Below are 26,968 nucleotides of genomic sequence, written 5' to 3' on the forward strand. Positions count from 1 at the left end.
CGGCAACCTTTGCCGGCATCCCAGGCTCAACCTGAACCCTGGACGAAGAAATCGCCTACCAGCGAGCAGTTAGGCCGAGGCGAGGGTGTGCGCCCGACGCACGGGTTCAACGCGAATGCTGGTGCGTTCGCAACCGGTGCACTTGAGAACGTAAAGGGGAAGGGTAATGCGCAGGGCCTGCGCGGGGTTGGGTTTCAGGTCGGCCTGAGACTTGCAAAACGGGCAGGTAATTCGCATCGAGGGTTGTCCCTTGGCTTGGTTCTGCGCAAGCGATAACTCGCGTCAGATTGACCATAGGGGGCGATAGCATTTTTCCGCTCCCCCTTGAACTTCTAGACAAAGTATGTATACAGAGCAGTTCGTCTGTCCCCGTTTCGACGGACTCTATCGCAGAAGACTCAAGGCGAGCCCGAATGGTGTTCTCAACGAGAAGGATTTGTGTATACAGAGATTTGTTGCGGGCTGTGCATTCGCTGCCGTGTCAGCCCCCACGAGAGCGCTTGAAGCCCGCAGACATACACTGTGCCCATGAATACTGTGTCAACAAATGCCGCGCCCGGCACCCCCGGGCCGGCCGCGGCCGAGCCGAGTCTTGCCTCGGCGCCGCCCCTTGCACCGAAGACCGCGAGTGCCCGCCGCGGACTCACCGTCACCTGGCACCAGCAGCACAAGAAATCCCTGACCACGGGGGAGCGGGCCGCCGACACCATGCGCAACTCCATGGGCAGCTGGCGGTTCGTCGGCGGCTTCGTGCTGTTCATGATCCTCTGGGCCGTGGCGAATTCGTTCGCGTCCGGCTGGGATCCGTACCCGTTCATTCTGCTCAATCTGTTCCTGAGCATGCTCGCCGGTCTGCAGGGCGCGATTCTGCTCATCTCGGCCAAGCGGCAGGATGCGATCGCCGCGGCGCTGGCCCAGCACGACTTCGATACGAACATCGCGGCCAAGACCGACATCGAAGCGCTGCTGGAGATCAACAATCGTCAGCTCGCCATGATCGGCGATCTGCAGGCTATTCTCGAACGCCTCGAGCTGCCCCGTCAGACTTCCTCGCAAACTGAGGGCTGATCTGGAAGCGACCAGCGTCGCTGCAATCATTCTTCATGCTTGTCGGGCGCGTCGCGGCATACTACAGTTCCTGTAAACGTTGTCGTAAATGTTTACTAAAAATTCATGTGCGACCCCGCGCGTGCACGCCTGTGCGATCACGCCTCGTGCGTATGGCCGGGCTCGGGATACACCTGTCCGGCAACTGTGCGATCCAGGTCGCAGGGTCATCGAAAGGAACCACAATGGAGTGGAAAAAGGGAATGGGCGAGCTCGTGACGTCGGGCCTGGTTGCGGCATCGGTCCTGTCGACGACAGGTGAAGCGCAGGCCGTAGACGGCCGGCTGACAACCGGGTCGGTCGCCAGCGCGGCCATTGGTGGCCCCATCGACTACACGGTCTATTTACCCGCCGGATATGACGCCGACAGCTCGATACGATATCCGTCGCTCTACCTGCTGCATGGGCGAGGTGACACCCAGGCCGCCTGGCAGCAGGAAATCGGCGACATCGACGAGTTGACAGCGGCGGGAAGTATTCCGGCGATGATCGTCATCATGCCCGACGCGCCGTGGAGCAATGGCGGCAACTATTATGTTGATTCGCAGCACACTGGGACCGCCGACGGATCGACTCCGGGCGTGGCGGTCGAAACGGCCTTTACCGGCGACCTGCTCGAGCACATTGATGCGAGTTTCCGTACCTTACCCGACCGCGCGGCCCGCGCTGTGGGTGGCTACTCCATGGGGGGTGCCGGCGCCTTGCGGTTTGCCACCGCTCACCAGGATCTGTTTTCGGTGGGAATCATCCTGAGTCCAGCCGTGTACGTACCGTCGACGCCGGTCGATTCCTCGACTCGGGTGCTCGGCGCCTACGGCGTGGGGACAACCCTCTACGACGAGGACCGATATCAGGCTCTCAACTACCCGGAAACGTTGTCCGCATTCGATCCGGCGATGCCGGTGCACCTGTTCATCGCCGTGGGTGACGATGAATATGCTAACCCGCTGCCGGAAGATGCCATCCACGACCTCGACTACGAGGCGGCGACCCTGTATAACCAAGCCAATCGGGTCGCGGGAATCACCGCCGAACTGCGCGTCTACGACGGAGGTCATGACTGGGAAGTATGGAAGCAAGGTTTTCGTGAGGGTCTGGTCGACATAGCCGCACACCTGCGCACCGAGGAACGGCCGGAATCCGACGGCCTCCAGTTCGGGTCGGTCGGTGGTGATCGTGCCGGTGGCGTTCTCGGACGCAGCGACGGCAGTGTGATCCAGGCAATTAACGCAGCGGATGCAATGCTCGGTTCGACCGGACAGGGCGGGCTCGACGTGCTCGTGCAGAAACACGATGCGAATGGGGCCCAGGTGTGGTTCACCCCCATTGCGTCTGCTTTCAACGAACGTGCTTACGGTGTCGTGGATGGTTAGGACGGAGCGGTCATCGTGGCCGGCTTCATGAGGCAGGGACACGATGCGGGTGAGAACGACGACGGCCTTGTGGTGAAGATCGATGCCGACGGCACTGAGCTCTGGCGCACGACGTTCGGTTCGGACGCGCCCGCAGATCGGATCTACGGCGTCGCATCCGACGGCGCCGGTGGAGCTTTCGTGACGGGCTACACATGTGGAGTTCTGGTCGGCGAGCGCACCAACGCGGGCGATAAGGATGCAATTCTGGCTCGCATCCATACGGCCGGTGCCGTGTTGTGGTCCACCCAGTTCGGCAGTACCAGCGAGGACAAGGGATTCGCGGTCTCAGCGGCGGCAGACAGCGGCGTGTACGTCGGAGGCACGGCAGGCAACGTCCTACCGGGACAATCTAGTGATGGCGCTATGACGGCTGGGTTGCAAAATTCGACAGCGCCGGCACACTAGTTTGGACCAATCAATTTGGGACCGTAGAGAATGACCAGGTTTCCGGTCTGGTCACGACCGTCACCGGTGTAGCCGCGACGGGCTTCACGCAGGGCTCGCTGGCCGCTGGATCGGCCGGAGAAGCAGATATCTTCGTGACCGCCGTGGCCGACGACGGAATCGGTGAGTGTACGACACAAGACGGATCAGCCGCGGACGACCGCGGTGCGGCGATCACCACGGATGCCGCCGGTCGGCTCCTCGTTGTCGGCCACACGAATGGGAATCTCGGAACCGGACCGATCGCCGGCGGGACTGATGTCTTCGCTCTCATGCTCGACCCGACCGGGGCGATAGTCGAGCGCACCCAATTGGGCTCGGCCCAGCGAGACGGGGCCGATGATTATGACGAGGCGAACCTGTTCATCGCCGGGGGCGGATCGACCTGGATCCAGGGCGTGACCTTCGGCAGTGTGTCAGGCGTGCAGAACGCCGGGGCCGGTGACGTGTTCCTCACTACGATTCCCTTCGATGCGGTCGTGACCGCGTCGGTCAGCGCCCCTGCTGATATCGCAGCCGTTGTGCCAGACGGTACGGCACCGCCCGTACCAGCACCCACCGTCACAATAGGCAGTCTGGTTATTGCCAGCGTCGACGCCGCTCGGTGGGCAGCTTTGTCGGCGCTGCTCCTGCTGATGGGTGTGACTTGGGTCGGCTACGGGCTTCGAAGGGGAAATTTGCGGGCTAGTTGGGCGAGTTCTTGCGTCGACCGCATCGAGAGTGATAGTGTCCGTGTAATCGTTCTTGTAAACGTTTACCGTCGTGGCGGGTTTCCGGGCTAACACCCCTGAGAACTATGGCCACGGCGGTTAGCGTGCAGGCACGCACCCTTCAACGAAGATCGGGATTTCAAGTGAGTACTGGCAAGTCAACCCTCGTGCGCGTCGCCGAACGCGCTGGGGTGTCGATCGCCTCTGTGTCCCGGGTACTCAACGGGCTACCGGCATCGGAATCGATCACCGAGCGCGTTCGCGCAGCGGCCGAAGAATTAGGCTACGTCCCCAACGCCACCGCCCGATCCCTCAAGGTCGGTCGCACCGAGCAGATCGCATTGGCCGTCGCTGACGTCGGTAATCCGGTCTACGTGTCCATGATGCACGCAGTCAACGAGGTCGTGGCCTCCGCTGGGTTTCGGCTCGTGCTTTCGTCCACCGGCAGTGACCCCGCCGACCAAATCAACCTGCTCAAGAACCTCAATCGTGGCTTCGCTGACGGGCTCATCCTCAGCCCCCTGCGAGTCACTCCTGATCTGATCGAGGAGGTGCGCGCCAGTCGCCTTCCGCTGGTCATTATCGGTTCACTTCCGGAGGGCGTCGCGGTCGATAATGTGCGGGCCAACTCTCGCAAGGGCGTCGGACTCGCCGTCAAACACCTGTATGAGCAAGGTCGCCGTCACATCGCCTTCCTCAACGGTCCACTCGACACGGTGCCCGGGACAGCCCGCCTCGCCGGGTATCTCAAAGCCATGACCAACCTTGCCTTGCCCGTCACCAGCGACCTGCAGGTCGAAGCCACCGACTTCACCTATCATGCAGGACTCGCTGCGACGACAGCACTGCTCAACCAGTCCAGTCCAGACGCCATTGTTTGTTCCAACGACCTGCTCGCCGTGGCGGCAATGAAAATCATTGTCGGGCGTGGACTTCGGGTTCCGCAGGACATAGCCCTGGTCGGCATGGACAACACGGACATTACCGAACTCGCAAACCCGGCACTGACCAGTGTCGATCTCGGATCGGCACGACGTGCCCGCAAAGCGGCGAAGCTACTCCTCGCACGCATCGACGACCCGGATCGCCCGGTGCAGAGCGTCGTCGTCTCGCCGACGCTGGTCGTGCGTGAGTCCTCGGTGGTGGCCGGATGACGCTCATCAAAGCTCGGGCCACCAGCAAACGTCCCAAGGGCTCTCCCTCTCACCGCGGTAAGAACCGCGATGCCTGGCTGCTGGTGTTGCCCGCGTTGATCCCGGTGGTCATCTTCAGCGTCTATCCGCTCGTTCAGGGCATTCTGCTCGGGTTCACCGACGCCAAGGCCGGCCTGAACGCTACGACGTCAGTCAATGGACTCGACAACTACATCAAGTTGCTCAGCTACGAGCTGTTCTGGAAATCCTTCCGTATCGGAATGATCTGGGCGGTGTCCGTCACCGTGCTGCAATTTCTGGCCTCCCTCGGCCTCGCGACCCTTCTCAACCTCGACATCAAGATGCGCTGGCTCGCCCGTACCCTCGTGCTCGTGCCGTGGGCTATGCCTCCGGTGATTATCGCGATCATGTGGCGTCTCATGCTGAATCCGACGTATGGGCCGATAAACGACATGCTCAGCTCGGTCGGCCTGCCCGGTGAAATCAACTGGCTCGGCAACTTCGCCACAGCCCTCCCCGCAGTGATCGTCGTCGCGGTCTGGGCAGGCATGCCACAGACCACCATCGTTCTCCTCGCCGGGCTGCAATCGGTGTCGACCGAACTGCATGAAGCGGCATCCATTGACGGGGCCGGGGCCTGGAAACGGTTCATCCATGTGACCTTGCCCGCCCTCAAGCCGGTGATCATCGCGATCACGACGCTCGACCTCATCTGGAACTTCAACTCCTTCGCCCTGGTCTTTGTGCTCACGGCCGGCGGGCCTGGCGGTGAAACCATGCTTCCAATGCTCTTCGCCTACAACGAGGCGTTCCGGTACGGAAACTTTGGGTTGGCCTCGGCGATGGGCAACGTCATGGTGATCGTGATCGCGTTCTTCCTGTTCTTCTACCTTCGGTCGCAGATGCGAGAAAGCAAATGAAATCCACCAGAACTCGCTGGCCCGCCCGCACCCTGCAGTACCTCGCACTCACGGGCTACATCATTTTTCTCGGTTTCCCGCTGTTGTGGCTGCTCACGGCATCGTTCAAGACGCCGCGGGAACTCAGCTCTCCGACCCAGTCCTTTCTGCCGGAATCGTTCGCCCTCGACAACTTCGTCGCGGCCGTGCAGAAAGCCGACCTGTTCACGGCCGCCGGCAACAGCCTGTTCGTCGCGCTGTCGACGACTATTGTCGTCACGCTGATGTCGCTTCCGGCGGCCTACGCCCTTGCTCGGTTTCGCACCAAGCTGCGTGGCATCGCGACCGGATGGATCCTGCTCAGCCAAGTCTTCCCTTTCATCCTGATCATCATCCCGTTGTTCCTCGTACTGCGCGAGATTAATCTGCTCAACTCGCATCTCGGCCTCATTATCGTGTACGCGGTCTGGTCCTTGCCTTTTGCGCTCTGGATGTTGCAGGGCTACGTGGCCGGCATCCCCGTGGAACTCGAAGAAGCGGGAGCGATGGACGGTGCGTCCAAGTTTCGTATCCTGCGTTCGATCGTCTTTCCTCTGCTCATGCCTGGTCTCGTCGCCACGAGCATGTTCACCTTTATCTCGTCGTGGAACGAGTTCTTTTTCGCGCTCGTCCTCATCCAAGATCCAGCCCTGCAAACCCTGCCCCTCACCCTCGCCCGGTTTGTCGGCGCCGAAGGACAGGTTCAGCTAGGCCAGCTCGCCGCCGCCTCACTCTTGGCGACCATCCCCAGTCTTGCGTTCTTCGCTCTCATCCAGAAACGACTCACCTCTGGGCTGCTCAGCGGGGCCGTCAAGGGATAACCACCCTGCACCGAAAGTCACCCGTTTCAACGCGGCACACAGTGATGTGCGCTGCGGCACTCACACACAAGGAGAAAGTCCATGAAGAAAGCCATCACCGTCGGCGTCGGCCTCCTGGCCGTCACCGGCCTTCTGGCCGGCTGCAGCGGAGCCACGGATTCCGCCGACAGTAGCGGGGAACCGATTACTCTGACGTTTCAGAGTCTCGCCTGGCAAGAAACCACCATCGCCGCCACGGACAGCATCGTCGCTGATTGGAACGCCGCAAACCCGGATGTGCAGGTCGACATCACCCAGGGGAGTTGGGACAACGTGCAGGACCAGCTTGTGACCCAGTTCCAGGGCGGCACCGCCCCGGACATCATCCACTACGAGTCCGCCGCGATCGCCGGGTTCGCCGAGCAGGGATACCTGGCCGACCTCAGCCCGTACCTCGGAGATGACCTCAAAAACGGCATCACCGATGACATTTGGAAGACCGTCACGTCCAGCGACGGCTCGATCGTGGGCGTGCCGACACTACTGCAGTCCTACGTCGTGTTCGCCAACGCGGATGCTTTCGCCACGGCCGGCGTTGAACTGCCTGTCGGCGACGAAATGACCTGGGACGATTTCGCCACGGTATCCAGTGAGCTAACCGCCGACGGCACCTACGGCGTCGGCTGGGGACTGAAATCGCCGACCGCTACGGTCATGAACATGGGCCTCGGCTTCGACGGAACCTTTTTCGAGACGAAAGATGGCGCATCGACCATAGCGGTTGGCGATGCCGAGCTCGAGGTACCAGAGCGCATCCATGCCATGGCCTACGACGACAAGTCGATCGAGCCGGTCTCGATGACCCTCAGCGGGACCGACGCACTGCCCGGATTCTTCGGCGGTGACTACGCAATGTTCTTCGGTGGCAACTTCTACTCGCAGCAGATGACGGAGTCGGCGCCGGAAGGCTTCAACTGGGTCGTGCTGCCGCCGCTCGCCGGCTCCGCTGGCACCGCTCAGGCCGCCAACCCGCAGACAATGTCGGTGGCAGCCGAGAGCGAGCACGTCGAGGAGGCTGCGGCGTTCGTGGAGTTCTTCGCCGACGCGGAGAACCTCTCTGCTCTTGGCCAGGGCGACTGGCTGGTTCCGACGACCGAAGACGGCCGCGCCGCATTACTCAGCGAGACCGGCGGCGATGGCGGCTGGGCTGAGATCCTTAAGTCGGGCGAGGCGCTTGCGATGGCCCCGTTCCAGTCGGCTGTGGGTTACGTGCAGTGGAAGGACCAGATCGCCACTCCAGCGCTTCAGCAGTACTTCGCGAACGCCATCACGACCGAGGAATTGCAAGCGCAATTGCAGGACGGATTCGCCAGCATCGGCTAATTCCCGGCTGACCAGTACCAACGGTAGGGCATAGCGCCCTGACCGGGTATGTCGGTGGCTCGTTACAGACTGTGTGACGAGCCGCCGACATCCCAAGAATTGTAATCTTTCGTTCACAAGCTTGGAGAATTCGATGGATCTGTTGCAGGACAAAGCGACCGGCGTACTGGCTGGCGCGGCCGTGGGCGATGCCCTCGGTGGTGCCGCTGAGGGCAACACTCCGGAGGCCATCCAGAAGCGCTACGGCGGCTACATTGGCGGCATTGTTGGGCCTTTCCTCGAAGATTGGCGCAATGCACGCCCCATCGCGCCGTACCACAAGGGCGATGGTCACATCACCGACGACACCCTCATGACCACTGCCCTGGTAGATGTTTACGCCACCGTGCGGGACCACCTCGACGCCTTTTCCATCGCCGATCACCTTGTTCCGCTTCTGCTCGGCGAGAAGCGTTGGATTCCGGAACTGGAGTCCGAGGCTCTGCTCCTGCACCGTATCTTCCTGGCCGAGAAGTGGCTCGTCGCCCGATTGCACTACGGACACATTGACCCGCGCGAGGCCGGCGTCGGAAACATCGTCAACTGCGGTGCCACCATGTACGTTGCCCCGATCGGCATCGCCAATGCCGGCTCGCCCGACACCGCCTACGCGGAGGGTATCGACGTTGCCGGAGCACACCAGTCCAGCTACGGTCGGGAAGCCGCGGGGGTCTTTGCGGCCGCAGTGGCCGAGGCCATGCGCCCTGAGGCATCCGTCAGCTCGGTTATTGACACAGCGTTGCGTCTGGCCAAGGACGGCACCCGCGATGCGATTGACGCCGTCGTCACCGAGGCCGACGGAATCACTGACTGGCGTGAGGCCATTGGCCCGCTCCGCCGCGCGGTCACCCCGTTCGACACCGTCGGCGACGACTATCGCAAACCAGCCCGCGACGCCCGCATCCCCAACCGCACGAAATCGATCGAAGAACTTCCGATCGCGCTCGGCATGCTCGTCGTCGGGGCGGGAAACTACTCCGATGCGGTTCTAGGCGCAGTCAACTACGGACGCGATTCCGACTCCATCGCCACCATGGCCGGCGCCATCTGCGGGGCTCTGAACGGCGTCGACAACGTACCCCTGGAGTGGCGGGAGACCATCGCCACGGCCAGTCGCATCGACCTCGCGGCTCCGGCGGCCACTATGGCCGCGGTCAGCAGGGAGATCTGGGCACGCGACCAGGAACGAGTGGCCCGCCGCGGTGCGACGATGACCGCGCTGATGGCTCCGGCACCGGCCACGCCTGACTTGCACGGCGCCGTTACTCGATGACCGTGCCCACGCCAGCCGGGCTGACTCCCGAGGCCCAGACCCGTCCGCTTCGGCTCAGCTGGTCACAGCCGGAGGACCTCGTCGCCCACGCCCTGAACGCCGCCGTCGAGGAGGGTCGTACCGTCGGCGACCTCGGTAAGCGGTGGAGCCGAGCCGGCGGTTCCCGACTGGCCGCCGTAACCGGCGCCACCCCCCATGCGGCGAGCCCCGAGTTACGCCGGCTGGCACGGCAGCTTCTGCAAGAAATCGACGAACTGGCCCTTCCTGAACGCCTCGCCGCAGCCGAGCCCGACGATCTCACGGCAATACGTGCCCTTCTCCCGGCAACCGACGCCCGCACGCCCAGTCCGGCGGCAAGTGTCGATTCCGACATCCTGTACGACCGTATTCATGGTGCCTGGCTTGGTCGGGCAGCTGGCTGTCTGCTCGGTAAGCCGGTCGAGAAGATCCCGCGGCACGGCATCCGGTTAATCGCTGAGTCGACCGCGAACTGGCCGATCGCCTCCTACTTCACAGAGGTCGGCCTTGACCCGGCGATCGCCGAACAGTATCCGTGGAACCGCCGCAGCCAGCCAACCAGCCTGGCCGAGAACATCGACGGCATGCCCGAAGACGACGACCTCAACTTTCCGCTCATTGCCCTCAACCTGCTCGAGCAGGTCGGCCGCGGCTTCACCACCCGCGACGTCGCCGAAAGCTGGCTGGCCAACCTGCCCGGTGGCCGTGTCTTCACGGCCGAACGCATCACCTACCGAAATTTGCTCGACGGTTACGAGCCTGAGGTGGCCGGTGCGGTGCAGAATCCGTTCCGCGACTGGATCGGTGCCCAGATTCGAACGGATGTCTACGGCTGGGTCAATCCCGGAGCCCCGTTACTTGCCGCCGAGCTCGCCTGGCGCGATGCACGACTGAGCCACCGCCGCAACGGCGTGTATGGCGCCATGTTTGTGGCGGCCGCCTCGGCCACGGCGCTCGTGGCTTCCACAGTCGATGAGGTACTTGCCGCCGCGCTCGGCGTCGTCCCGCCCGGCAGCCGCTACGCCGCGGCGATCAGGTTTGGCATCGATCTCGCCCATTCCGAGCTCGACACCGAAGCGGCCCTCGATCTGCTCTACGCCGAGTACGGTCAGCTGCACTGGGTGCACGTGCTCAACAATGCGGCCTTGTTGGCCTTCGCCCTCGTGCGCGGGGCCGGCGATTTTGAGACCACCATCACCCTCGCGGTCACCGGCGGCTGGGACACCGACTCGACTGGTGCCACCGCTGGGTCGATCACCGGCGCGCTCACCGGTGCGGGCGGTCTGTCGAAACGCTGGATCGCCCCCCTAAAGAACCGGCTCAGCACGAGCCTGCCCGGATTCAACCAGATCGGATTCGACGAACTCGCCACACGCACCCTGGCAGTGGCCCGCACGGCGCAGTCGGCGTCCACAAAGGTGACCCGGTCATGAGCGTTGTCTTTGACGCCGATGAGGCGAACACCAACGAATTCAACCCGTTGGTCGCACGTGGAATCGACTTGCCCACCATGCTCGGCCCCGACGGAATCGATGATGCGGCCGGTGACGTGGTCAAGATCTTCTCGGCACCGGACGACGCGGCCGAGTGGCCGGCCTGGCGGGAACGCCTCACCCAATGGCGTGCGACCGCGCGTACCCGTCTCGCCTACAGCGGCGCGGCCTACGACGATGATAATTCCCGCTGGGCGCGCACCTGCTTCAGCGTCGCCCTCGTTTGGCTCTGGGACGAACGACTCTACGACCACACGACCGGTCAATTCACGGTGGACGCCTTCCTGGCCGGCGCAACCGAGTACGGCGGATTCGACGGCATCGTGCTCTGGCATGCGTATCCGATCATCGGCATCGATGACCGCAACCAGTTCGACTTCTACCGTGATGTTGTGGGCATAGCCGACCTCGTTTCCGAGTTTCATCGAAACGGCCTCAAAGTATTCATCAACTACAACCCGTGGGACACGGGAACCCGTCGCGCCCCCGGAGACGACCCCGCAGAGCTCGCGCGCCTGGTCGGCGAACTCGTCGTCGACGGCGTCTTCCTTGACACGATGAAGGAGGGCGGTACCGACCTGATCAACGCCCTGATTTCAGCGGACCCGCCGCAGGTACTCGAGGGCGAATCGCGCATCCAGCTTTCACGCATCGAAGATCATCACCTGAGCTGGGCCCAGTGGTTCGCCGACAGTGAAGCGCCCGGCGTTCTGCGCGCGCACTGGTACGAGCGGCGCCACATGATGCATCACACCCGTCGCTGGAACCGCGACCACGCTGCCGAGCTGCAGTCCAGCTTCATGAACGGCACGGGCATGCTCATCTGGGATGCAGTCTTCGGCGTCTGGGTCGGCTGGAACGAGCGCGACAAGGCCACCCTGCGCCGCATGCTGAGGCTGCAACGCGCGCTCAGCGATGTGCTCGTCGACGGCGAGTGGATGCCGTTGATCGACGCAGCCGAGCCGGCGCTGGCCGCCCGGGTCTACGTCAGCCGGTTTCGCACCCCTGAACTGACGCTGTGGACCATTGTCAACCGCTCTGGCACTGACTACCACGGCCCCGTTCTCAGCGGCACCGGGCCCGCCACGGTGCTGCCGGAACGGCTGATCGATCTTGGCACCGGCGCGGTCCTGGACGCTGAGGGCACCGCCGTCACCGTGCCCGCGCGGGGCATTACTGCTGTCGTGGCGGTCACCGGCCCCGACCCGTCGTGGCTGGCCGCGCTGCTGCAGGCCGAGAATGCGGATTCTGCGGCGCACCCGACCCCCACCTCCAGCTTTCCAGCCCGCGCCGCTGTGCGCGTACCGCCGCCCGCTACAGCGACGGTTGGCCTCGCACCCGCTCACACGGTGTCGGTCCGTGCCGGCGAACGGACGCTACGCATCCGTTATCGCCGCCGAGAGACCGGTCTCTATCAGGGCGCACCGTACGTCGACGAGTGGAAGCCGCTCCCTCCGCGACTGCACGATGACCGCGAGGAGACGATGACCGTGCTGCTTAGCTCAGTCGCCGTCGCCACCACGGAGGTCACTGTTGCCGAGTTTGAGGCATTTCTCGAGGCCACCGGCTATCGTCCCCTAATTCCGAATCGTTTTCTCGGCGACCCGGATTCCGGTCTACGGCCAACTACTGGCACCGATCCGGTCACGCTGGTGAACTTGGCCGATGCCCGGGCCTATGCCCACTGGGTTGGCGGTCGGCTGCCGTCCGAGTTCGAGTGGCAGGTTGCGGCCGCCGATCCGGCGCTCGGCCGGTTGCACCCACTTGTCTGGAACTGGACGGAAAGCGAGCACAGCGACGGCATCACCCGTTTCGTCATGCTGAAGGGCGGAAGTTCGCACGAACCGGCTGGGTCTGACTGGTATTTCGACGGCGGACCGCGCGAACGGGAATTCACGGCGAAGTTTCTGCTCCCTGGTCTGGGACTGGATCGGTCGGAGAACATCGGCTTTCGCGTGTGCTGGGACCTTGCCGCAGGGAGCACATCATGAACGCGCCCCTCACCGGCATTCGGGTACTAGACATCTCGACCCTGTTCGCCGGGCCGCTCGCGGCCACATTCCTTGGTGACTTCGGCGCCGACGTGATCAAAATTGAACACCCGATGAAACCGGATGCCGCGCGGGGGCATGGCCCGGCCAAGAACGGCGTCAACCTATGGTGGAAGACTCTGGGCCGCAATAAACGCACCGTTACCCTGAATCTCGGCCAGCCGGACGGTGCCGACCTGCTGCTGCGACTCGTTGCCGACGCGGACGTTGTCATTGAGAATTTTCGCCCCGGGACCCTGGAACGCTGGGGCCTGGGGCCGGAGCGTCTGCTCGCGGCCAATCCCAAACTCGTGATCGCCCGCGTTACCGCGTTCGGTCAATTCGGTCCCTATTCGGCCCGGCCCGGTTTCGGGTCGCTCGCCGAAGCGATGAGCGGGTTCGCCGCCCTCACCGGTGAACCAGACGGTCCACCCACGCTGCCGCCGTTCGGCCTGGCCGACGGTGTCGCCGCCTTGGCGACGAGCTACGCGATCATGGTTGCGCTGCGCGGTGTCGCCACGTCTGGCGCCGGTCAGGTGATCGACATGGCCATCATCGAACCCATACTCATGCTGCTGGGCGGCCAGATCACCGCCTACGACCAGCTCGGCGCCGTTCAGCAACGCACCGGAAACCGGTCGGTAAATAATTCGCCGCGCAACGTCTATCGCAGTGCCGATGGCACCTGGCTGGCCGTGAGCACGAGTTCGCAGTCAATCGCGGAGCGCGTTCTCCATCTCGTGGGCCGCCCCGATCTGGTCGCCAAACCCTGGTTCGGCTCGGGGCACGAACGCGCGGAGCACGCGGTGGAGCTCGATCTTGCCGTGTCAACCTGGATCGCCGCACGGCCGGCAACAGTGGTCCTGGCCGCGTTCGAGCAGGCCGAAGCTGCCATCGCCCCGGTTTACGACGTGCGCGGGGTCATCGCGGACCCGCAATATCAGGCTCTGGGCACGGTGCAATCGGTCGACGACGACGAGCTCGGACCGATCAAGATGCAAAACGTGCTGTTTCGCCTGTCGGAGACCCCGGGGAGCATCCGCTGGACCGGCAGGGCCCACGGCAGCAACACAGACGAGGTGCTCGCCGAGGTCGGCGTCAGCGTCGAACAGCTTGAACAGCTCCGTGAGCGGGGAATCATATGAGTGCCGTGGCCGACGATCAGTCGGTGTTCATTGCCGGTCTGTATGTGCCCGGAAACCGGCCGGAACGGTTTGACAAGGCCGTTGCGAGCGGTGCCGACCTGGTCATTCTCGACCTAGAAGATTCAGTTCCGAACGGTGACAAAGCGCAGGCCCGCCGCAATGTGGTCGAGTGGTTGCTGGCACGGGACGATTCGGGAGGTGAGTCGAGTGGCCCGCGCATTCAAGTGCGCGTCACTGCGGACTGCGACGACGACCTTGATGCGCTCCTGCCGGTCGCGGAGCGCTTTTCGCTTCGCTTGCCCAAAACTGAAAGCGTTGCGCAACTTGATGCCGTCGCTCAGTTTTATCAGGTCACCACGCTGATCGAGACAGCGTTGGGGCTGGAACGAGCGTTCTCCCTGGCTGAGCATCCGGTCACGGCTGGGCTCGCGCTGGGCGATTCCGACCTGGCAAGCGATCTGGGTTCGTCTTCGCCGCAGGTGCTCGAGTTTGCGCGCATTCGCCTGGTGGTGGCCGCGCGGGCAGCGGGGCTCCCCGCGCCCATGATTTCAGCGTGGCCGGGCATCACCGACCTGCCGGGACTCCTGAGCGACACGCAACGCGGCGCGGCCCTTGGACTCGTGGGGCGAGTGGCAATTCATCCGGTGCAGCTCGCGGTTATTCGCACAGCCTTCCAGCCGAACTCGACCGATCTGGCCTGGGCGAATGAGGTCCTGATGGCGCTTGCTGCCGGTGGTGTGACGACCCTGCGGTCTGGAGAGATGGTCGATGGGGCCATGCGTGGTCGGGCGCAGCGCATCCTGCAGCTCACAGCAGCCACCCGAACGTCTGGTTAATCGTGGGTTAAACGGACGCCGCCAGCAGGCTCACGACAACGGTGTCGCCCTTTGTCGACAGCTGGCCGACCTCCACAAAGCCGAGCCGGTCGTGGAAGGCGAGGGAGCCCGGGTTCCGCGGCTCCAGGTTGACCTCGCAGAGCACTTCGGCGAGCTCCAAACGGCGGGCAGCGCGGAAGATGGCGTCGTAAAGCACCTGGCCGAGGCCCTGCCCGCGATACCCGTCGGCCACGACGATGCGGTCGACGTAGAGAAAATCACTGGACCGGGCGGAGAACCAGCGGTAGTTCTCGCTCTGGTACTCCGCTCCGGCGACGAACAGAATGGCGAAGCCGAGCACCGTGCCGACATTATCGTCGTCGACAACGGCGACCGCGAGGTGGCTGTGCAGCGCCAGCGAAGCCAGCGCCTCGGCATCCAGCTCGTTGACCGCGGGAACGGCCTCATTGTTGAGCGCGAGCAGGCGCGGCAGATCGGCGGGCACGAAGGAACGAATGGAGAAGGTCACCCCTAACGATAAGCCGTGTCTCTACTTCACAGCTCGCCGGCCCGATGCACCGCCGTCGCGATGACCAGGTCTTCCCAAGACATTCCCGTGCTCTTGAAGATGCGTGGCCGACCCAGATCTACGGCGATCGCACCGATCACCAGTTCACGCAGCGGCACGAGGTCTCCCGGCCGGACCACACCCTCGGCCAGGGCCATGATCACATCACCGGCCTCGCGCAGCGCCGTCGCCGGGTCTTCGACCACAACCTGGGCGCGGGAGAGGAGCGCGGAGTCGAGCTCGCGGGCATCCGCTTCGTGCGAACCGACCGCGACAACGCAGCAGTCGTCGGGCACCAGCGACCCATCGAACAGGGGAGTGCGGGCGGTCGTGGCGCACACGATGAGCTGCGCCGTCGCGACGTCGGCCGCGATGCCGACCCGGGCCGGCAGCCCGGTCGCGCTCACCCGAGCTGCGAACAGCTCGGCACGGGCCTGGTCGCGGGCCACGATAGTGACTCGATTGATCGAGCGGATGGCCCACATCGCCTCGATGTGGCCCCAGGCCTGCGGCCCCGATCCGAACACGACCAGGTGTTCCACGGTAGCCGGAGCCAGGTAATCGCCGGCGGCGGCCGACAAGGCCGGGGTGCGCAGGGTCGTGATCGCGGCGCCATCGAGCAGGCAGACCGGGGTCAGCGTCGCGGCATCGAGCAGCAGGTAGACGCCCTGGATGCGCTCGACGCCGAGCGCCGGGTTACCCGGAGCGACCGAGGCCACCTTGATACCGACGAAATCCGGCGCCTCGGTGGGCATGAGCAGCAGCTGGCCGCTTGCGACCGGCAGCACCTGCCGGGCGAAATCCTGTGCCGGGTCGAGCTCGCCGAGGAGCGCGTTCTGCACCGCCCGAACAGCGGCGCGGTAGTCGACCCGAGCGAATATCTCGTTGGCCGTTATCATGGCGGGCAGGACGGGCGCGTTTTCAGATGTCATCCCTCGCAGACTATCGGCCCGGTGCGGTCCGACCTCGAGCACTGCCAGAATGGACTGTCGCCGTTTCACTCTGGCGACTCGTTCGAGGAGACAACGGCGTATGACTCACCAGGTGGGCACGAACACCAACACGAGCACCGGCAACTACCGCGCGGCCCGCGACCAGCTTCTGGCCCTGCGCGACGATCACGCCCGCGCCGCGCAGGAATTTGAATGGCCCGACGTGGGAGACCACTTCAACTGGGCCACCGACTGGTTCGATGTGCTCGCCCGCGGCAACGACAAGATAGCGCTGTGGATCGTCGAAGAAGACGGTAGCGAGCAGAAGTTCACGTTCGACGAGATGGCTCACCGGTCAGACCAGGTTGCCACGTGGCTCAGCCATCAGGGCGTGCGGCGCGGCGACCACGTCATGCTCATGCTTGGCAACCAGCGCGAAATCTGGGAGGCCATGCTCGCCATCATGAAGGTCGGCGCCGTCATCATGCCCACGAGCGCCGTGCTCGCCTCGCACGACCTGAGCGACCGGGTGCAGCGCGGCGGCGTCACTCACGTCATCGCCAACTCGTCCGACACGGCCAAATTCGACGACGTTCCCGGCGACTACGGACGCATCGGCGTCGGTGCCCCGCAACCCGGCTGGGCCGATTTCGCCGATGCCTACAGTGTCACGCCCGAGCCCATCGAGACGGTCGTGGCATCCGCTGACCCCTCGCTGATCTACTTCACCTCCGGCACGACCAGCAAACCCAAGATGGTGCTGCACTCGCAGACCTCCTACCCGGTCGGCCACCTGTCCACCATGTACTGGCTGGGCCTCCGCCCCGGCGACGTGCACCTCGCCATCAGCTCGCCCGGCTGGGGCAAACACGCCTGGAGCTGCTTCTTCGCCCCGTGGATCGCCGAAGCCACCGTGTTCGTCTACAACTACTCCAAGTTCGATCCCAACGCCCTCATTGCGCAGCTGCATCGCGCCAGGGTCAGCACCTTCTGTGCGCCGCCCACGGTCTGGCGCATGCTCATCCAAACGGATGTTGGCGCCCGCCCCGCCGCCCTCCGGGAACTGCTCTCGGCCGGTGAACCACTGAACCCCGAGGTCATCCGGCAGATTGACAACGGCTGGAAACTGACGATCCGCGACGGATTCGGCCAGACCGAGACCACCGCCATCGTCGGAAACGGGCCCGGATCCGTGCTGAAAGCCGGGTCGATGGGGCTGCCCCTGCCCGGCGTCTCGATCAAACTGCTCGACCCCATCACCGAGCTGCCCGCCGACGAGGGCGAGATCTGCCTCGACCTCTCGCAGAGCCCGGTCAACCTCATGAGCGGCTACCACGGCGAACCCGACCTCACCGCGCACGCCATTCGCGGCGGCTTCTTTCACACCGGCGATGTCGCCAACGTGGATGCCGACGGCTACCTCACCTTCATCGGCCGCACCGACGACGTGTTCAAATCGAGCGACTACAAGGTGTCACCGTTCGAGGTGGAGAGCGTGCTGCTCGAACACCCCGCAGTTGCCGAAGCCGCCGTCGTTCCCGCGCCCGACTCCACCCGGCTGAACATTCCCAAGGCCTACATCCACCTCGCCCCGGGCTGGGAACCGAACGCCGAGACCGCCGAAGCCGTACTTCGACACGCCCGCACCGGCCTGCCCGCCTACATGCGGGTGCGCCGGGTGGAATTCTTCGAGCTGCCCAAGACCATCTCTGGCAAGATTCGCCGGGTCGAGCTGCGCGAGCGCGAAGACGATGCGGCCGCCGCCGGCACCCGGCTGCCCGACGAATGGCGCGACGACCAGTTTCCGGGGCTGAAACGGTAAGCATCCGCTGACGGAAAAGTCGGGACTTACGGCCCGAGACAGCCGCCGGCCCCGTCGCTAGCGTGGAGGTATGACCCTCCTTGACAGCCCGCGTTCCGCCGCTCCCAGCATCGATGATGGTTGGGCCGGTTTCACCGCCGGACCCTGGCAGCACGGAATTGACGTGCGCGATTTCATTCAGCGCAACTACACGCCGTTCACCGAAGACGCGAGCTTTCTGACCGGGGCGACCGAGCGCACCCTGGGCCTGTGGGCTCGCCTGTCGGCGATGTTTCCCCGGGAGCGGGCGCTCGGCGTCTACGACGTCGACCCGACGACCCCGGCATCGATCACCGCGCACGCACCCGGCTACATCGACCGACCGAACGAGATCATTGTCGGATTACAAACGGATGCCCCGCTCAAGCGCGCCATCATGCCGTTTGGCGGCTGGCGCATGGTCGCGACGAGCCTCGAGACCTACGGCTACCCGGTCTCGCCCGAGCTGGAAACGATCTTCACCAAGTACCGCAAGACCCACAACGACGGCGTGTTCGACGTGTATCCGCCGGCCGTCAAGCGGGCCAGGCACAGTCACCTCATCACGGGGCTGCCGGACGCCTACGGTCGCGGCCGCATTATCGGAGACTACCGCCGCGTCGCGCTCTACGGCGTGACCGCGCTGATCGCGGCGAAGAAGATCGAACGCGCGACGCTGGACGAGCAGCCGAGCACGGAAGAGATCATCCGCGCAAGGGAGGAGAACGCCGAGCAGGTGCGGGCCCTGAAAGAACTCGTTCAGATGGCCGCCAGTTACGGGTTCGACATTGCCCGGCCGGCACGAACGGCGACCGAAGCGGTGCAGTGGCTGTACTTCGCCTACCTCGGCGCGGTCAAGGAGCAGAACGGTGCCGCCATGTCGTTCGGCCGCAACAGCGCCTTCCTCGACGCCTACCTCGAGCGTGACCTTCAGGCCGGAGTGTTGACCGAGAGCCAGGCGCAGGAACTCATTGACGACCTCGTGATCAAGCTGCGTATCGTGCGATTTCTGCGCACCCCGGAATACGACCAGCTGTTCTCCGGCGACCCCACCTGGGTCACCGAGTCGCTCGGTGGCATCGGCCTCGACGGGCGCACCCTCGTGGTGAAGACCGCGTTCCGGTTTCTGCAGACCCTGTACAACCTGGGCCCGGCGCCGGAGCCGAACCTCACGGTGCTGTGGAGCGACGCTCTGCCCGAGGGATTCAAGCGCTTCTGCGCGCAGGTCTCCATCGACACCTCGGCCATTCAGTACGAGTCGGACGACATCATTCGTGAGGCCTGGGGCGACGACGCCGCCATCGCCTGCTGTGTCTCGCCGATGGGGGTCGGCAAGCAAATGCAATTCTTCGGTGCCAGGGTCAACGTCGTCAAGGCGCTGCTCTACGCCATCAACGGCGGTCGCGACGAACTGACCGGCGAGCAGATCGCGCCGGTCACCGCCCCGCTGGCCGGGGACGTGCTCGACTATGACACCGTCTGGGCCGCCTACCTCGCGAGCCTCGAATGGCTCGCCGAGACCTACGTCGACGCGCTCAACTGCATCCACTACATGCACGACAAGTATGCCTATGAACGGCTCGAGATGGCCCTGCACGACGGCACCATTCTGCGCACGATGGCCTGCGGCATCGCCGGCCTCAGCGTCGCCGCCGACTCCCTCGCCGCGATCAAGTACGCCACCGTGCGTCCGGTGCGCGACGACACCGGCCTCGTCGTGGACTACACGATCGACGGCGAGTACCCCTCGTTCGGCAACGATGACGACCGGGTCGACGAGATCGCGGTCACCATCGTCGAGACTTTTATGGCCATGATTCGCAAGCACCCCACCTACCGGAACGCCGTACATACCCAGTCGGTGCTCACCATCACCTCGAACGTGGTCTACGGTAAGAAGACCGGAAACACGCCCGACGGACGCCGCGGCGGAGCGCCCTTCGCTCCCGGAGCCAACCCGATGAACGGCCGCGACACACACGGCATGCTCGCCTCGGCCCTGAGCGTGGCAAAACTGCCCTATTCCGAAGCGCAAGACGGCATCTCCCTGACCAACACGGTCGTGCCGACCGGTCTCGGCCACACGCCCGAGGAGCAGATCACCAACCTCGTCGGCCTGATCGACGCCTACACGCTCGCGAGCGGGTATCACCTCAACATCAATGTGCTCAACCGCGAAACCCTTGAAGACGCCATGCTGCATCCCGAAAACTACCCGCAGCTGACCATCAGGGTGTCGGGCTACGCCGTGAACTTCGTGCGCCTCACCCGCGAGCAGCAGCTCGACGTAATCAGCCGCACCTTCCACACGAGCGTCTGACGTCGTGGGTGCCGCGGTCAATGTCGGTCCACACCGCCTGGGTGTGCCGGTAAAGAGAACCTCAGACGGGCCGTCGCGAGCGGATGCCGTGAGCCGGGCCGTGCGCGCAGCATCCGTGGCCCGCGCCTCCACCACTGCTGACCTGCACCAGTTGGACCTCGCCCACACCGCCACCCGCGCGACGGGCGCTCCGGCGACCAAGAAGCACCACGAGAATCTGGCCGCGATCCGCGACGGTCGGGTGGCGAGCGTGCACTCCTGGGAACTCGTCACGGCCGTCGACGGGCCGGGCACCAGGCTGACCTACTTTCTCTCCGGCTGCCTGCTGCGCTGCCAGTACTGCCACAACCCGGACACCTGGAAGAAGCACGACGGCGTGATCACGCCGATTGAGGATGTGCTCACCCGTATCCGTCGCTACCTCGGTGTGTTCGCGGCGACCGGAGGCGGTCTGACGCTGTCCGGCGGGGAGCCGCTCATGCAACCGGCATTCGTCGCACGGGTGTTCGCCGAGTGCCATGAGCTCGGCGTGCACACGACCCTCGACACCTCGGGGTATCTCGGCACAAGCGCGTCGGACGAGTTGCTCGATCACACCGACCTCGTACTGCTCGACGTGAAGTCCGGCCTGCCCGACACCTACCGTGAAGTGACCGGGCGAGAGTTGGCACCGACCATCGCGTTCGGCGACCGGCTGAGCGCGCGCGGCACCAATGTCTGGGTTCGGTTCGTGCTCGTTCCCGGGCTGACCGACGCGATCGACAACGTTGACGCCGTCGCCGAGATCGTGGCCCGCTGGCCCAACGTCTCCAGGGTCGAGGTGCTGCCATTCCACCAGATGGGCGAGGACAAGTGGAACCGCCTGGCCATCCCGTATCCGCTGCACGGCGTGCAACCGCCGGACGCCGCCCTGCAGGAGCGGGTGCGCGGCCAGTTTCGCGCCCACGGCCTCATGACCTTCTGAATCAGCCTCCTAGTAGCGGGCGAGCAACTCCGTCTTTTTGGCGAGGAATTCGGCATCCGTTACAACGCCGGCGTCGCGGAGCTGACCCAGCTGGGTCAGGTGCAGGGCGATTCCGGTGGATGCCGCGGGCGCGAGTTCGCGCCGGATGGGTGCGGCAGTCAGAGCCGTGATCGGCCCGGGGGCGACGGTGGGCCCGTGCACCGGTGACGGCGCAAACGCCGGAGCAGCATGCCCGGCCTGCGACATTCGGTCGATCCAAGCCAGGGCGATGGCGGAGAGAATGAACACCATGTGGATGATGACCTGCCAGAGCACGCCGTCCCAGGTGTAGACGTTGCCGGTGATGGTCTCGGTGGGGTTCGAATCCACCGGCGTGCCGCGCGCGGCCAGATCGCCGACCTCGATGAACGTCTTGAGCAGATGAATCGACGAGATCCCCACGATGGCCATAGCGAGTTTCACCTTGAGCACGTTCGCGTTGACGTGCGACAGCCATTCCGGCTGGTCGGGGTGACCCTCTAAGCGGATGCGCGAGACGAACGTTTCGTAGCCGCCGATGATGACCATGATCAGCAGGTTCGCGATCATCACGACGTCGATCAGGCCGAGCACGGAGAGCATGATCGCGGCTTCTTCAACGTGGATGCCGCCGTCGTTACTCGGAACGGTCAGTGACGTCCAGACGTCACCACCGAGGTTGATGAGCTCAACCATGAACACGATCACGTAAATGATCTGCGCGATGATCAGGCCGATATAGAGGGGTGCCTGCAGCCAGCGGCTGAAGAAGATCATGAGCCCGACGCTGCGTACCCAGCGGGACTGGGGGCGGAAGGGGCGGGGGAGGGCTGTTTCAGTCACCGGTCGATCATAAGTTGGCCCCGAGTGAGAACCTCCTGTGAGCTCAGCTGGTTTTCATCGCCCGCACCAGCAGGCGGGAGTCGGCGATCGCAGGTTCCAGCCCGAGCAGCTCGGCGAAATGGGCCGACGGTTCGACCCCGAGTTCCCGCCCCAGGTGGGCCCGAAAACTGCGGTACACCCACACCGCCGAGGCGTAGTTGTCTTCGGCGATGTGGCAGCGTACGAGCAGGTGCTGGGCGCTTTCCCGCAGCGGGGCGACAAGCGCCGCTGCCCGTGCCGCTCCCAGGGCGCGGTTGAAACTGCTGGCGACCAGGTAACAGCGGGCCAGGGCTTCCAGCGCATCGACCCGCTGGTTCAGCAGGTGATCCTGCTGGTCGATCACCCATTCCTCGTACCAGCCCGGCAGCAGGTTGGCTTCCTGCAGCAAATCGATCGATTCGGGCGTCACCGATCGTGCGCCGTTCAGGGTGACCTCGGTGATCAATTCCCGTACCTCGCGCAGGTCAACGCGCACCGCGGCGTCGAGTTGCGGAGGATCAGTCGCGCTCAAGAGTCGGGGCAGTTCATGCGAGATGCGAAAGACGCTCGCCCGCAGGTTTCCGGCCGACTGACGCTCGGGGCTGTCGGGCCAGAGCAAGGCGGCCAGCACGGGTCGCGGTTGGGGGTGCAGCAGGGCGAGGGCAGCGAGCAGCCGCTTCTGACGTGCACCGACCTCGACCGGAAGGCCGTTGTAGCGCAACTGCCAGTGGCCCAGCACGTGAAGATCCTAGCCGGGTGTCGCCGAAAATCCCATGAGTGCTCGATCCGCGAAAGAATACACAGCGGACCCGCAACGAGACAGCGGGTGCTGCTACCGCCCAGAATGGCCAGCACCGGCTCGGTTGTCAATGCCGATACCCCCAAAACGGATGCTTTCGCACCCGCGAGCGCGGCGCCCGAGTAACTCGCCGGTAACGCCCCTGCGGCTACCCTCGGTTCGCGCGGAGTGTGCAGCTGGCACCCGCGGCATCCGCTTGTGTTGGCTCTGTCAGATTTGGACCATCATGACTCAATTCGCTCTCTGCGTGGGAATCAACAAGTTCGAGAATCTGCCGATGGCGAGCTGGCTGAACGGCTGCGTGAACGACGCCAACGATGTCAGGGAGCTGCTCGCCTCGGGTTTCGGATTCGCCGACGCGAGCATCACCGTGCTGACCGACCAGGCAGCGACCAAGGACGCTGCGTTCGGCGCGATGACCGAGGCGCTGGACCGGGCGAACGCGCCGGGGGAGCACCTCGATCACATCGTTTTCACCATGTCGAGCCACGGCACGCAGCTGCCCGACACGAGCGGCGACGAAGCCGACCAGGTCGACGAAGCCTTCGCCACCTACGACCTGCGGCAGAACGGTGCCGCGTGGGACCCGGGCTCTCTCATCGTCGACGATGAACTGCACGACCTGTTTGCCCGGCTGCCAAAGGGGGTGCTGGTCGATGTGATCCTCGACACCTGTCACAGCGGCAGCAGGCTGCGCGCCATGGACCTCGTGCCCACGGTCGACGACCGGCGCCCGCGCTTCGTGCCGCCGCCGACACCGCTCGGTCGGGACGGCGCCGAAGCCGAGGGCGCCGACACCCGTACCCTGCGGGACCTGGTTCGCACCTCCAAGGCCGCGGCCAAACCGGTGTTGTTCGCCGCCTGCCGCGCCGACCAGACCGCCGCCGACGCCAACTTCGACGGCCGGTACAACGGCGCGTTCACGCACTTTCTGCTGGACGCGCTGCAGTCCGGTTCGAGCCGTGGTGAGGTGATCAAACAGGTCAACGCGAAGCTGCGGGCGCGCAAGTTCGCGCAGCGTGCGCAGCTGGAGGCATCCGCTTTGGGAAAGTCGACGGCGTGGGGCACGGCGTTCTGAACCTCAGGGATGAAAGGTCGGCCGACGGTCGGCCGAGACCTCGGAGGGCGGCGCGGCGATTTTTCGCGGGCTGGGCTGCGGCGGTACAGGCGGGGCGGCGGCATTCGCTGGGCGAGTGGCGAGCTGCGCGGCGGCGAGCTTGGCGCGCTGGCGGTCGGGATCGAGAATCGGTTTGAGGGCGGCGAAGCTGAGGCGCCCGCCCTCGTCGAACCGCAGTTGCCCGCCGCCGCGAATGAACACCGGTGCCCGGGTAGCGAGCCCCAGGCTGCGGGCTTCAGCGGCGCTCAGCCGAAACTCCTGGGTGAAGGTGGCGCCGATCTCCGACACGACGAAACCGTCGGGGCCGACGCGCAGGGTGGGGCGCACCCGTTCGACCGCGATCGGCCGGGTCGGATCGATTCTCGCCGCCGCGAGCAGGGTGGGGTTCTCCCAGAGAAACCGCACGATCTCCTCCGGATCGGAAGCCAGCGCGGCCAGCCGAAAACTACGGCCGCACGTCGTCAACCTCAGCGGCGGCACTTTCTCGTCGACCGGGGCGTTCACAACGACCAAGAAAGACGTCGACGCCATCTTCGCCACCCACCTGCCGGCCTTTGTGGCCGAGCATGGCGGCGTCGTTCCCGTGGTGTTCTACGCGCACGGCGGGCTCGTCGATGAGCAATCCGGGCTGCGCATCGCGGCCACCCAGGTGGACTGGTGGAAATCGAACGGCGTCTACCCGATTCACTTCGTCTGGGAGACCAGCCTCGCCGGGGCCATCACGAGCGCGGTCGGAGACTGGGCGCAGGGTCGCCGCGGCTGGCTCGACGATGCAAAGGACCGGGTACTCGAACTGGCGGCCCGATTCGGGCAGGGCCAGGCGATCTGGGGGCAGATGAAGCGTTCGGCCGAGGCGGCCCCGGCCGGTGACGGCGGCGCCCGCTACGTGGCCGAAGCGCTTGGCGCCTACTGCGCAGCGCATCCCGACACGATCACCGTGCACGCCGTCGGGCACAGCGCCGGGTCGATCTTTCACTCCTTCTTTCTGCCGACGGCGTTGAAAGCCGGGGTGCCGGCCATCGAAACGCTCAGCCTGCTCGCGCCGGCCGTGCGCACCGACGTCTTCGAGAAGCAGATCGTGCCCCTGGTCGGCCACGGCGTGGAATCCCTCGCCATGTTCACCATGACCGAGAAACTCGAACGCGACGACACCTGCCTCGGCGCCCACGGAAAGTCCCTGCTCTACCTAGTGCGGGCGTCGTTCGAACCCGAGGAGTTTTCGCCCATCCTCGGACTCGAGGAATGCCTGCGCGCCGACCCCGTGCTGGCTGGGCTGTTCGGGCTGTCCGGCGCGAGCGGGTCGCCCGGGGTCGGTGGGGCGGCCGATATCATCTGGTCGAAGACGCCAAGCGGCCCGCTCACCAGCCGCAGCACCTCGACCAGTCACGGCGGTTTCGACAACGACATTCCCACTATGGACAGCGTCGCCCGCCGGGTCACCGGCAGCTCGCGCATCCAGTCGTTCCCAGCCACTCGGGATCTCGGCGACGAACTTTGGCCTATGGCAGGCCCGGCAGCGCCACGACCGGTCGGCACTCACCAGGCGCTCTGTGTGGGCATCAACGCCTATCCGGGCGGCGATGCCCTCTACGGCTGCGTAGCCGATGCCGAGGCCTGGGCTGCGCAATTCAGCATCGCCGGGTTCGCGGTGCGCACCCTGCTCGACGCGGAGGCGACCCGGCAGAACATTCTGCTCGGGCTGCTCGACCTGGTCGCCAGTAGCGTCGCCGGCGATGTGCTGGTCTTTCAATACGCCGGCCACGGCACCTACGTCGACGATCTCGACGGCGACGAATCCGAGGCCGGCAACGAGGAGACGAAGTACGACGAAGCGCTCTGCCCGATCGACTTTCGCGACGGCAACCTGATCATCGATGACGACCTGGGCGAGATCTTCGACCAGCTGCCCGACGGCGTCAGCCTCACGGCCTTCTTCGATTCCTGCCACTCCGGTGATGGTCAGCGCCGGTTGCAGCTGCAGCCGGCCGATGTGGCCGACCTGAGTGCGGCATCCGCTCCCCACGGGCGGCGGGCGCGGTTCATCATCCCCGATGAGCAGACGAGCAGGAACTATCGGGCCAAGCGCGGCGCGCCCGCTCGGGCCGGCAAGCGGGCGCTGACCCGGGAAGTGCTGTTCAGTGCGTGCAAGCCCACCGAGGTCGCGTATGAAACTGGCGGGCACGGGAACTTCACCGTTGCGGCCAGCCTGCTCGCGGTTCCGAGCGCGAATCGTTTGACCAACGCCGAATTCCTGGCCAAGGTGCGTGAGGCATTCTCCAGCCAGCCGCGGCAGAACCCGGACTTCAATGGTCCGCGGGCGGCGAAGTCGCGGGTGTTTTTGGGGGCTCTGGTTGGCGGTGCTGGTTCGGTATCTGCTGCCGGTGTTACTAGTGCTGGTTCGGCCGCGGGCGGGGTCGCCGCCGGTGCGGGCTCGGGTTCGGGCTTTGGGTCCGGCTCCGCAACGATTCCGGGCGCTATTTCGGCTCTGCTTGACGCGGCCGCCGGCGTGGGAACCGGGGTCGGAGCCGGGGTCGGCGCGGGCGGGATTGGCGCGGGCGGGGTCGCCGCGGGCGGGATCGACCCGCTCGCGGCATCCGCTGGCCCGGCAGGAATGGCGGGCAGCGCCGGCTCGCGCGAAACGGATGCCGCCGCTCGCGCCCTCGCGGCTGCCGCGTTCCTGCGCGCTGCTGCGGACTTCATCGACGGGTAGGCCAGGGGGATTCGGGGGCGTCGCCGTGGGTCGTGGCGCAGCTCCCGCGGCGCCGTGAACTGGGCGCGCGCGGGC

23 protein-coding genes are annotated in these 26,968 nt (G+C 65.1%); 18 read left to right on the top strand and 5 right to left on the bottom strand.

The features are described 5' to 3' along the window. The first annotated feature begins 528 nt into the window (after positions 1–528). The 13 genes from CXY78_RS18520 to CXY78_RS18580 all read left to right on the top strand — a co-directional run bounded on the left by CXY78_RS18520 (position 529) and on the right by CXY78_RS18580 (position 14,785). Entirely contained in the window at positions 529–1,068 is a 540-nt protein-coding gene (locus CXY78_RS18520; RefSeq protein ID WP_369827356.1) for a DUF1003 domain-containing protein, read from the top strand. A gap of 224 nt (positions 1,069–1,292) precedes the next feature. Beyond that, on the top strand, positions 1,293–2,480 hold the full coding sequence (locus CXY78_RS18525) for an esterase family protein (protein ID WP_158253348.1): 1,188 nt from the start codon (positions 1,293–1,295) through the stop codon (positions 2,478–2,480). Between the two features lie 27 nt (positions 2,481–2,507). After that, positions 2,508–2,927 carry a hypothetical protein gene (locus CXY78_RS18530; protein WP_158253349.1) on the top strand — a complete coding sequence of 140 codons (420 nt, stop codon included), beginning with the start codon at positions 2,508–2,510 and terminating at the stop codon, positions 2,925–2,927. Positions 2,928–3,061: 134 nt separating this feature from the next. Further along, positions 3,062–3,748 (top strand): hypothetical protein, encoded by a 687-nt coding sequence (locus CXY78_RS18535; RefSeq protein ID WP_104090617.1) that lies wholly within the window; start codon positions 3,062–3,064, stop codon positions 3,746–3,748. A gap of 71 nt (positions 3,749–3,819) precedes the next feature. After that, on the top strand, positions 3,820–4,830 hold the full coding sequence (locus CXY78_RS18540) for a LacI family DNA-binding transcriptional regulator (protein WP_233206239.1): 1,011 nt from the start codon (positions 3,820–3,822) through the stop codon (positions 4,828–4,830). Then, positions 4,827–5,750 carry a carbohydrate ABC transporter permease gene (locus CXY78_RS18545; protein WP_104090620.1) on the top strand — a complete coding sequence of 308 codons (924 nt, stop codon included), beginning with the start codon at positions 4,827–4,829 and terminating at the stop codon, positions 5,748–5,750. The genes CXY78_RS18540 and CXY78_RS18545 overlap by 4 nt, the downstream gene beginning before the upstream one ends. Further along, entirely contained in the window at positions 5,747–6,589 is an 843-nt protein-coding gene (locus CXY78_RS18550; RefSeq protein ID WP_104090621.1) for a carbohydrate ABC transporter permease, read from the top strand. Before CXY78_RS18545 ends, CXY78_RS18550 begins: the two co-directional genes overlap by 4 nt. 81 nt (positions 6,590–6,670) lie before the next feature. Beyond that, on the top strand, positions 6,671–7,951 hold the full coding sequence (locus CXY78_RS18555) for an ABC transporter substrate-binding protein (RefSeq protein ID WP_104090623.1): 1,281 nt from the start codon (positions 6,671–6,673) through the stop codon (positions 7,949–7,951). Positions 7,952–8,084: 133 nt separating this feature from the next. Next, entirely contained in the window at positions 8,085–9,263 is a 1,179-nt protein-coding gene (locus CXY78_RS18560) for an ADP-ribosylglycohydrolase family protein (protein ID WP_104090624.1), read from the top strand. After that, positions 9,260–10,714 (top strand): ADP-ribosylglycohydrolase family protein, encoded by a 1,455-nt coding sequence (locus CXY78_RS18565; RefSeq protein WP_104090626.1) that lies wholly within the window; start codon positions 9,260–9,262, stop codon positions 10,712–10,714. The genes CXY78_RS18560 and CXY78_RS18565 overlap by 4 nt, the downstream gene beginning before the upstream one ends. Next, the gene (locus tag CXY78_RS18570; protein ID WP_104090627.1) at positions 10,711–12,765 is read left to right on the top strand and encodes an SUMF1/EgtB/PvdO family nonheme iron enzyme; all 2,055 of its coding nucleotides are present in this window, start codon (positions 10,711–10,713) and stop codon (positions 12,763–12,765) included. The genes CXY78_RS18565 and CXY78_RS18570 overlap by 4 nt, the downstream gene beginning before the upstream one ends. Next, positions 12,762–13,949 (top strand): CaiB/BaiF CoA-transferase family protein, encoded by a 1,188-nt coding sequence (locus CXY78_RS18575; RefSeq protein WP_104090629.1) that lies wholly within the window; start codon positions 12,762–12,764, stop codon positions 13,947–13,949. Before CXY78_RS18570 ends, CXY78_RS18575 begins: the two co-directional genes overlap by 4 nt. Positions 13,950–13,954: 5 nt before the next feature. Then, positions 13,955–14,785, top strand: coding sequence for a CoA ester lyase (locus CXY78_RS18580; RefSeq protein WP_199182640.1), 831 nt, complete (start codon positions 13,955–13,957; stop codon positions 14,783–14,785). A gap of 7 nt (positions 14,786–14,792) precedes the next feature. Here the strand turns inward: CXY78_RS18580 and CXY78_RS18585 are convergent, their stop codons facing one another. Further along, positions 14,793–15,293, bottom strand: a complete 501-nt coding sequence (locus CXY78_RS18585) for a GNAT family N-acetyltransferase (protein ID WP_092339662.1) — start codon at positions 15,291–15,293, stop codon at positions 14,793–14,795. A 26-nt stretch (positions 15,294–15,319) separates the two neighbouring features. Continuing rightward, positions 15,320–16,264: an ornithine cyclodeaminase family protein gene (locus tag CXY78_RS18590; RefSeq protein WP_199182641.1), complete on the bottom strand. Its 945-nt coding sequence runs from the start codon at positions 16,262–16,264 to the stop codon at positions 15,320–15,322. A 100-nt stretch (positions 16,265–16,364) separates the two neighbouring features. Between CXY78_RS18590 and CXY78_RS18595 the strand changes: the two genes are divergently transcribed. The 3 genes from CXY78_RS18595 (at position 16,365) to pflA (ending at position 21,388) form a co-directional block, all read left to right on the top strand. Next, complete coding sequence (locus CXY78_RS18595; protein ID WP_104090633.1) at positions 16,365–18,086, top strand: AMP-binding protein; 1,722 nt, start codon at positions 16,365–16,367, stop codon at positions 18,084–18,086. 70 nt (positions 18,087–18,156) lie between these two features. Continuing rightward, a complete protein-coding gene (gene pflB, locus CXY78_RS18600) occupies positions 18,157–20,424 on the top strand; it encodes a formate C-acetyltransferase (protein ID WP_104090634.1) in 2,268 nt (755 codons plus the stop codon). A 151-nt stretch (positions 20,425–20,575) separates the two neighbouring features. Continuing rightward, positions 20,576–21,388: a pyruvate formate-lyase-activating protein gene (pflA, locus tag CXY78_RS18605; protein ID WP_233197544.1), complete on the top strand. Its 813-nt coding sequence runs from the start codon at positions 20,576–20,578 to the stop codon at positions 21,386–21,388. A 9-nt stretch (positions 21,389–21,397) separates the two neighbouring features. Here pflA and CXY78_RS18610 read toward each other — a convergent pair whose 3' ends face one another. Continuing rightward, positions 21,398–22,249 carry a TIGR00645 family protein gene (locus CXY78_RS18610; protein ID WP_139165809.1) on the bottom strand — a complete coding sequence of 284 codons (852 nt, stop codon included), beginning with the start codon at positions 22,247–22,249 and terminating at the stop codon, positions 21,398–21,400. Between the two features lie 43 nt (positions 22,250–22,292). Continuing rightward, positions 22,293–23,006, bottom strand: coding sequence for a bacterial transcriptional activator domain-containing protein (locus CXY78_RS18615; protein ID WP_092339667.1), 714 nt, complete (start codon positions 23,004–23,006; stop codon positions 22,293–22,295). A 286-nt stretch (positions 23,007–23,292) separates the two neighbouring features. On the opposite strand from CXY78_RS18615, the gene CXY78_RS18620 reads away from it, so the two are divergent. Next, the gene (locus CXY78_RS18620) at positions 23,293–24,144 is read left to right on the top strand and encodes a caspase family protein (RefSeq protein ID WP_104090635.1); all 852 of its coding nucleotides are present in this window, start codon (positions 23,293–23,295) and stop codon (positions 24,142–24,144) included. Positions 24,145–24,147: 3 nt separating this feature from the next. Here CXY78_RS18620 and CXY78_RS21120 read toward each other — a convergent pair whose 3' ends face one another. Beyond that, complete coding sequence (locus tag CXY78_RS21120) at positions 24,148–24,588, bottom strand: hypothetical protein (RefSeq protein ID WP_158253350.1); 441 nt, start codon at positions 24,586–24,588, stop codon at positions 24,148–24,150. Here CXY78_RS21120 and CXY78_RS18625 point away from each other — a divergent pair. Next, positions 24,563–26,893: a caspase family protein gene (locus CXY78_RS18625; protein WP_158253351.1), complete on the top strand. Its 2,331-nt coding sequence runs from the start codon at positions 24,563–24,565 to the stop codon at positions 26,891–26,893. The genes CXY78_RS21120 and CXY78_RS18625 overlap by 26 nt on opposite strands. Positions 26,894–26,968 lie beyond the last annotated feature (75 nt).

Origin of the sequence: Cryobacterium sp. N19, assembly GCF_002929595.1 — a bacterium.
GTDB classification, from domain to species: domain Bacteria; phylum Actinomycetota; class Actinomycetes; order Actinomycetales; family Microbacteriaceae; genus Cryobacterium; species Cryobacterium flavum.

Coding starts and splice junctions, on each gene's coding strand:
- CXY78_RS18520 (WP_369827356.1), top strand. CDS start 529: ATGAATACTGTGTCAACAAATGCCGCGCCCGGCACCCCCGGGCCGGCC.
- CXY78_RS18525 (WP_158253348.1), top strand. CDS start 1,293: ATGGAGTGGAAAAAGGGAATGGGCGAGCTCGTGACGTCGGGCCTGGTT.
- CXY78_RS18530 (WP_158253349.1), top strand. CDS start 2,508: ATGAGGCAGGGACACGATGCGGGTGAGAACGACGACGGCCTTGTGGTG.
- CXY78_RS18545 (WP_104090620.1), top strand. CDS start 4,827: ATGACGCTCATCAAAGCTCGGGCCACCAGCAAACGTCCCAAGGGCTCT.
- CXY78_RS18550 (WP_104090621.1), top strand. CDS start 5,747: ATGAAATCCACCAGAACTCGCTGGCCCGCCCGCACCCTGCAGTACCTC.
- CXY78_RS18555 (WP_104090623.1), top strand. CDS start 6,671: ATGAAGAAAGCCATCACCGTCGGCGTCGGCCTCCTGGCCGTCACCGGC.
- CXY78_RS18560 (WP_104090624.1), top strand. CDS start 8,085: ATGGATCTGTTGCAGGACAAAGCGACCGGCGTACTGGCTGGCGCGGCC.
- CXY78_RS18565 (WP_104090626.1), top strand. CDS start 9,260: ATGACCGTGCCCACGCCAGCCGGGCTGACTCCCGAGGCCCAGACCCGT.
- CXY78_RS18570 (WP_104090627.1), top strand. CDS start 10,711: ATGAGCGTTGTCTTTGACGCCGATGAGGCGAACACCAACGAATTCAAC.
- CXY78_RS18575 (WP_104090629.1), top strand. CDS start 12,762: ATGAACGCGCCCCTCACCGGCATTCGGGTACTAGACATCTCGACCCTG.
- CXY78_RS18590 (WP_199182641.1), bottom strand. CDS start 16,264: ATGACATCTGAAAACGCGCCCGTCCTGCCCGCCATGATAACGGCCAAC.
- CXY78_RS18595 (WP_104090633.1), top strand. CDS start 16,365: ATGACTCACCAGGTGGGCACGAACACCAACACGAGCACCGGCAACTAC.
- pflB (WP_104090634.1), top strand. CDS start 18,157: ATGACCCTCCTTGACAGCCCGCGTTCCGCCGCTCCCAGCATCGATGAT.
- CXY78_RS18620 (WP_104090635.1), top strand. CDS start 23,293: ATGACTCAATTCGCTCTCTGCGTGGGAATCAACAAGTTCGAGAATCTG.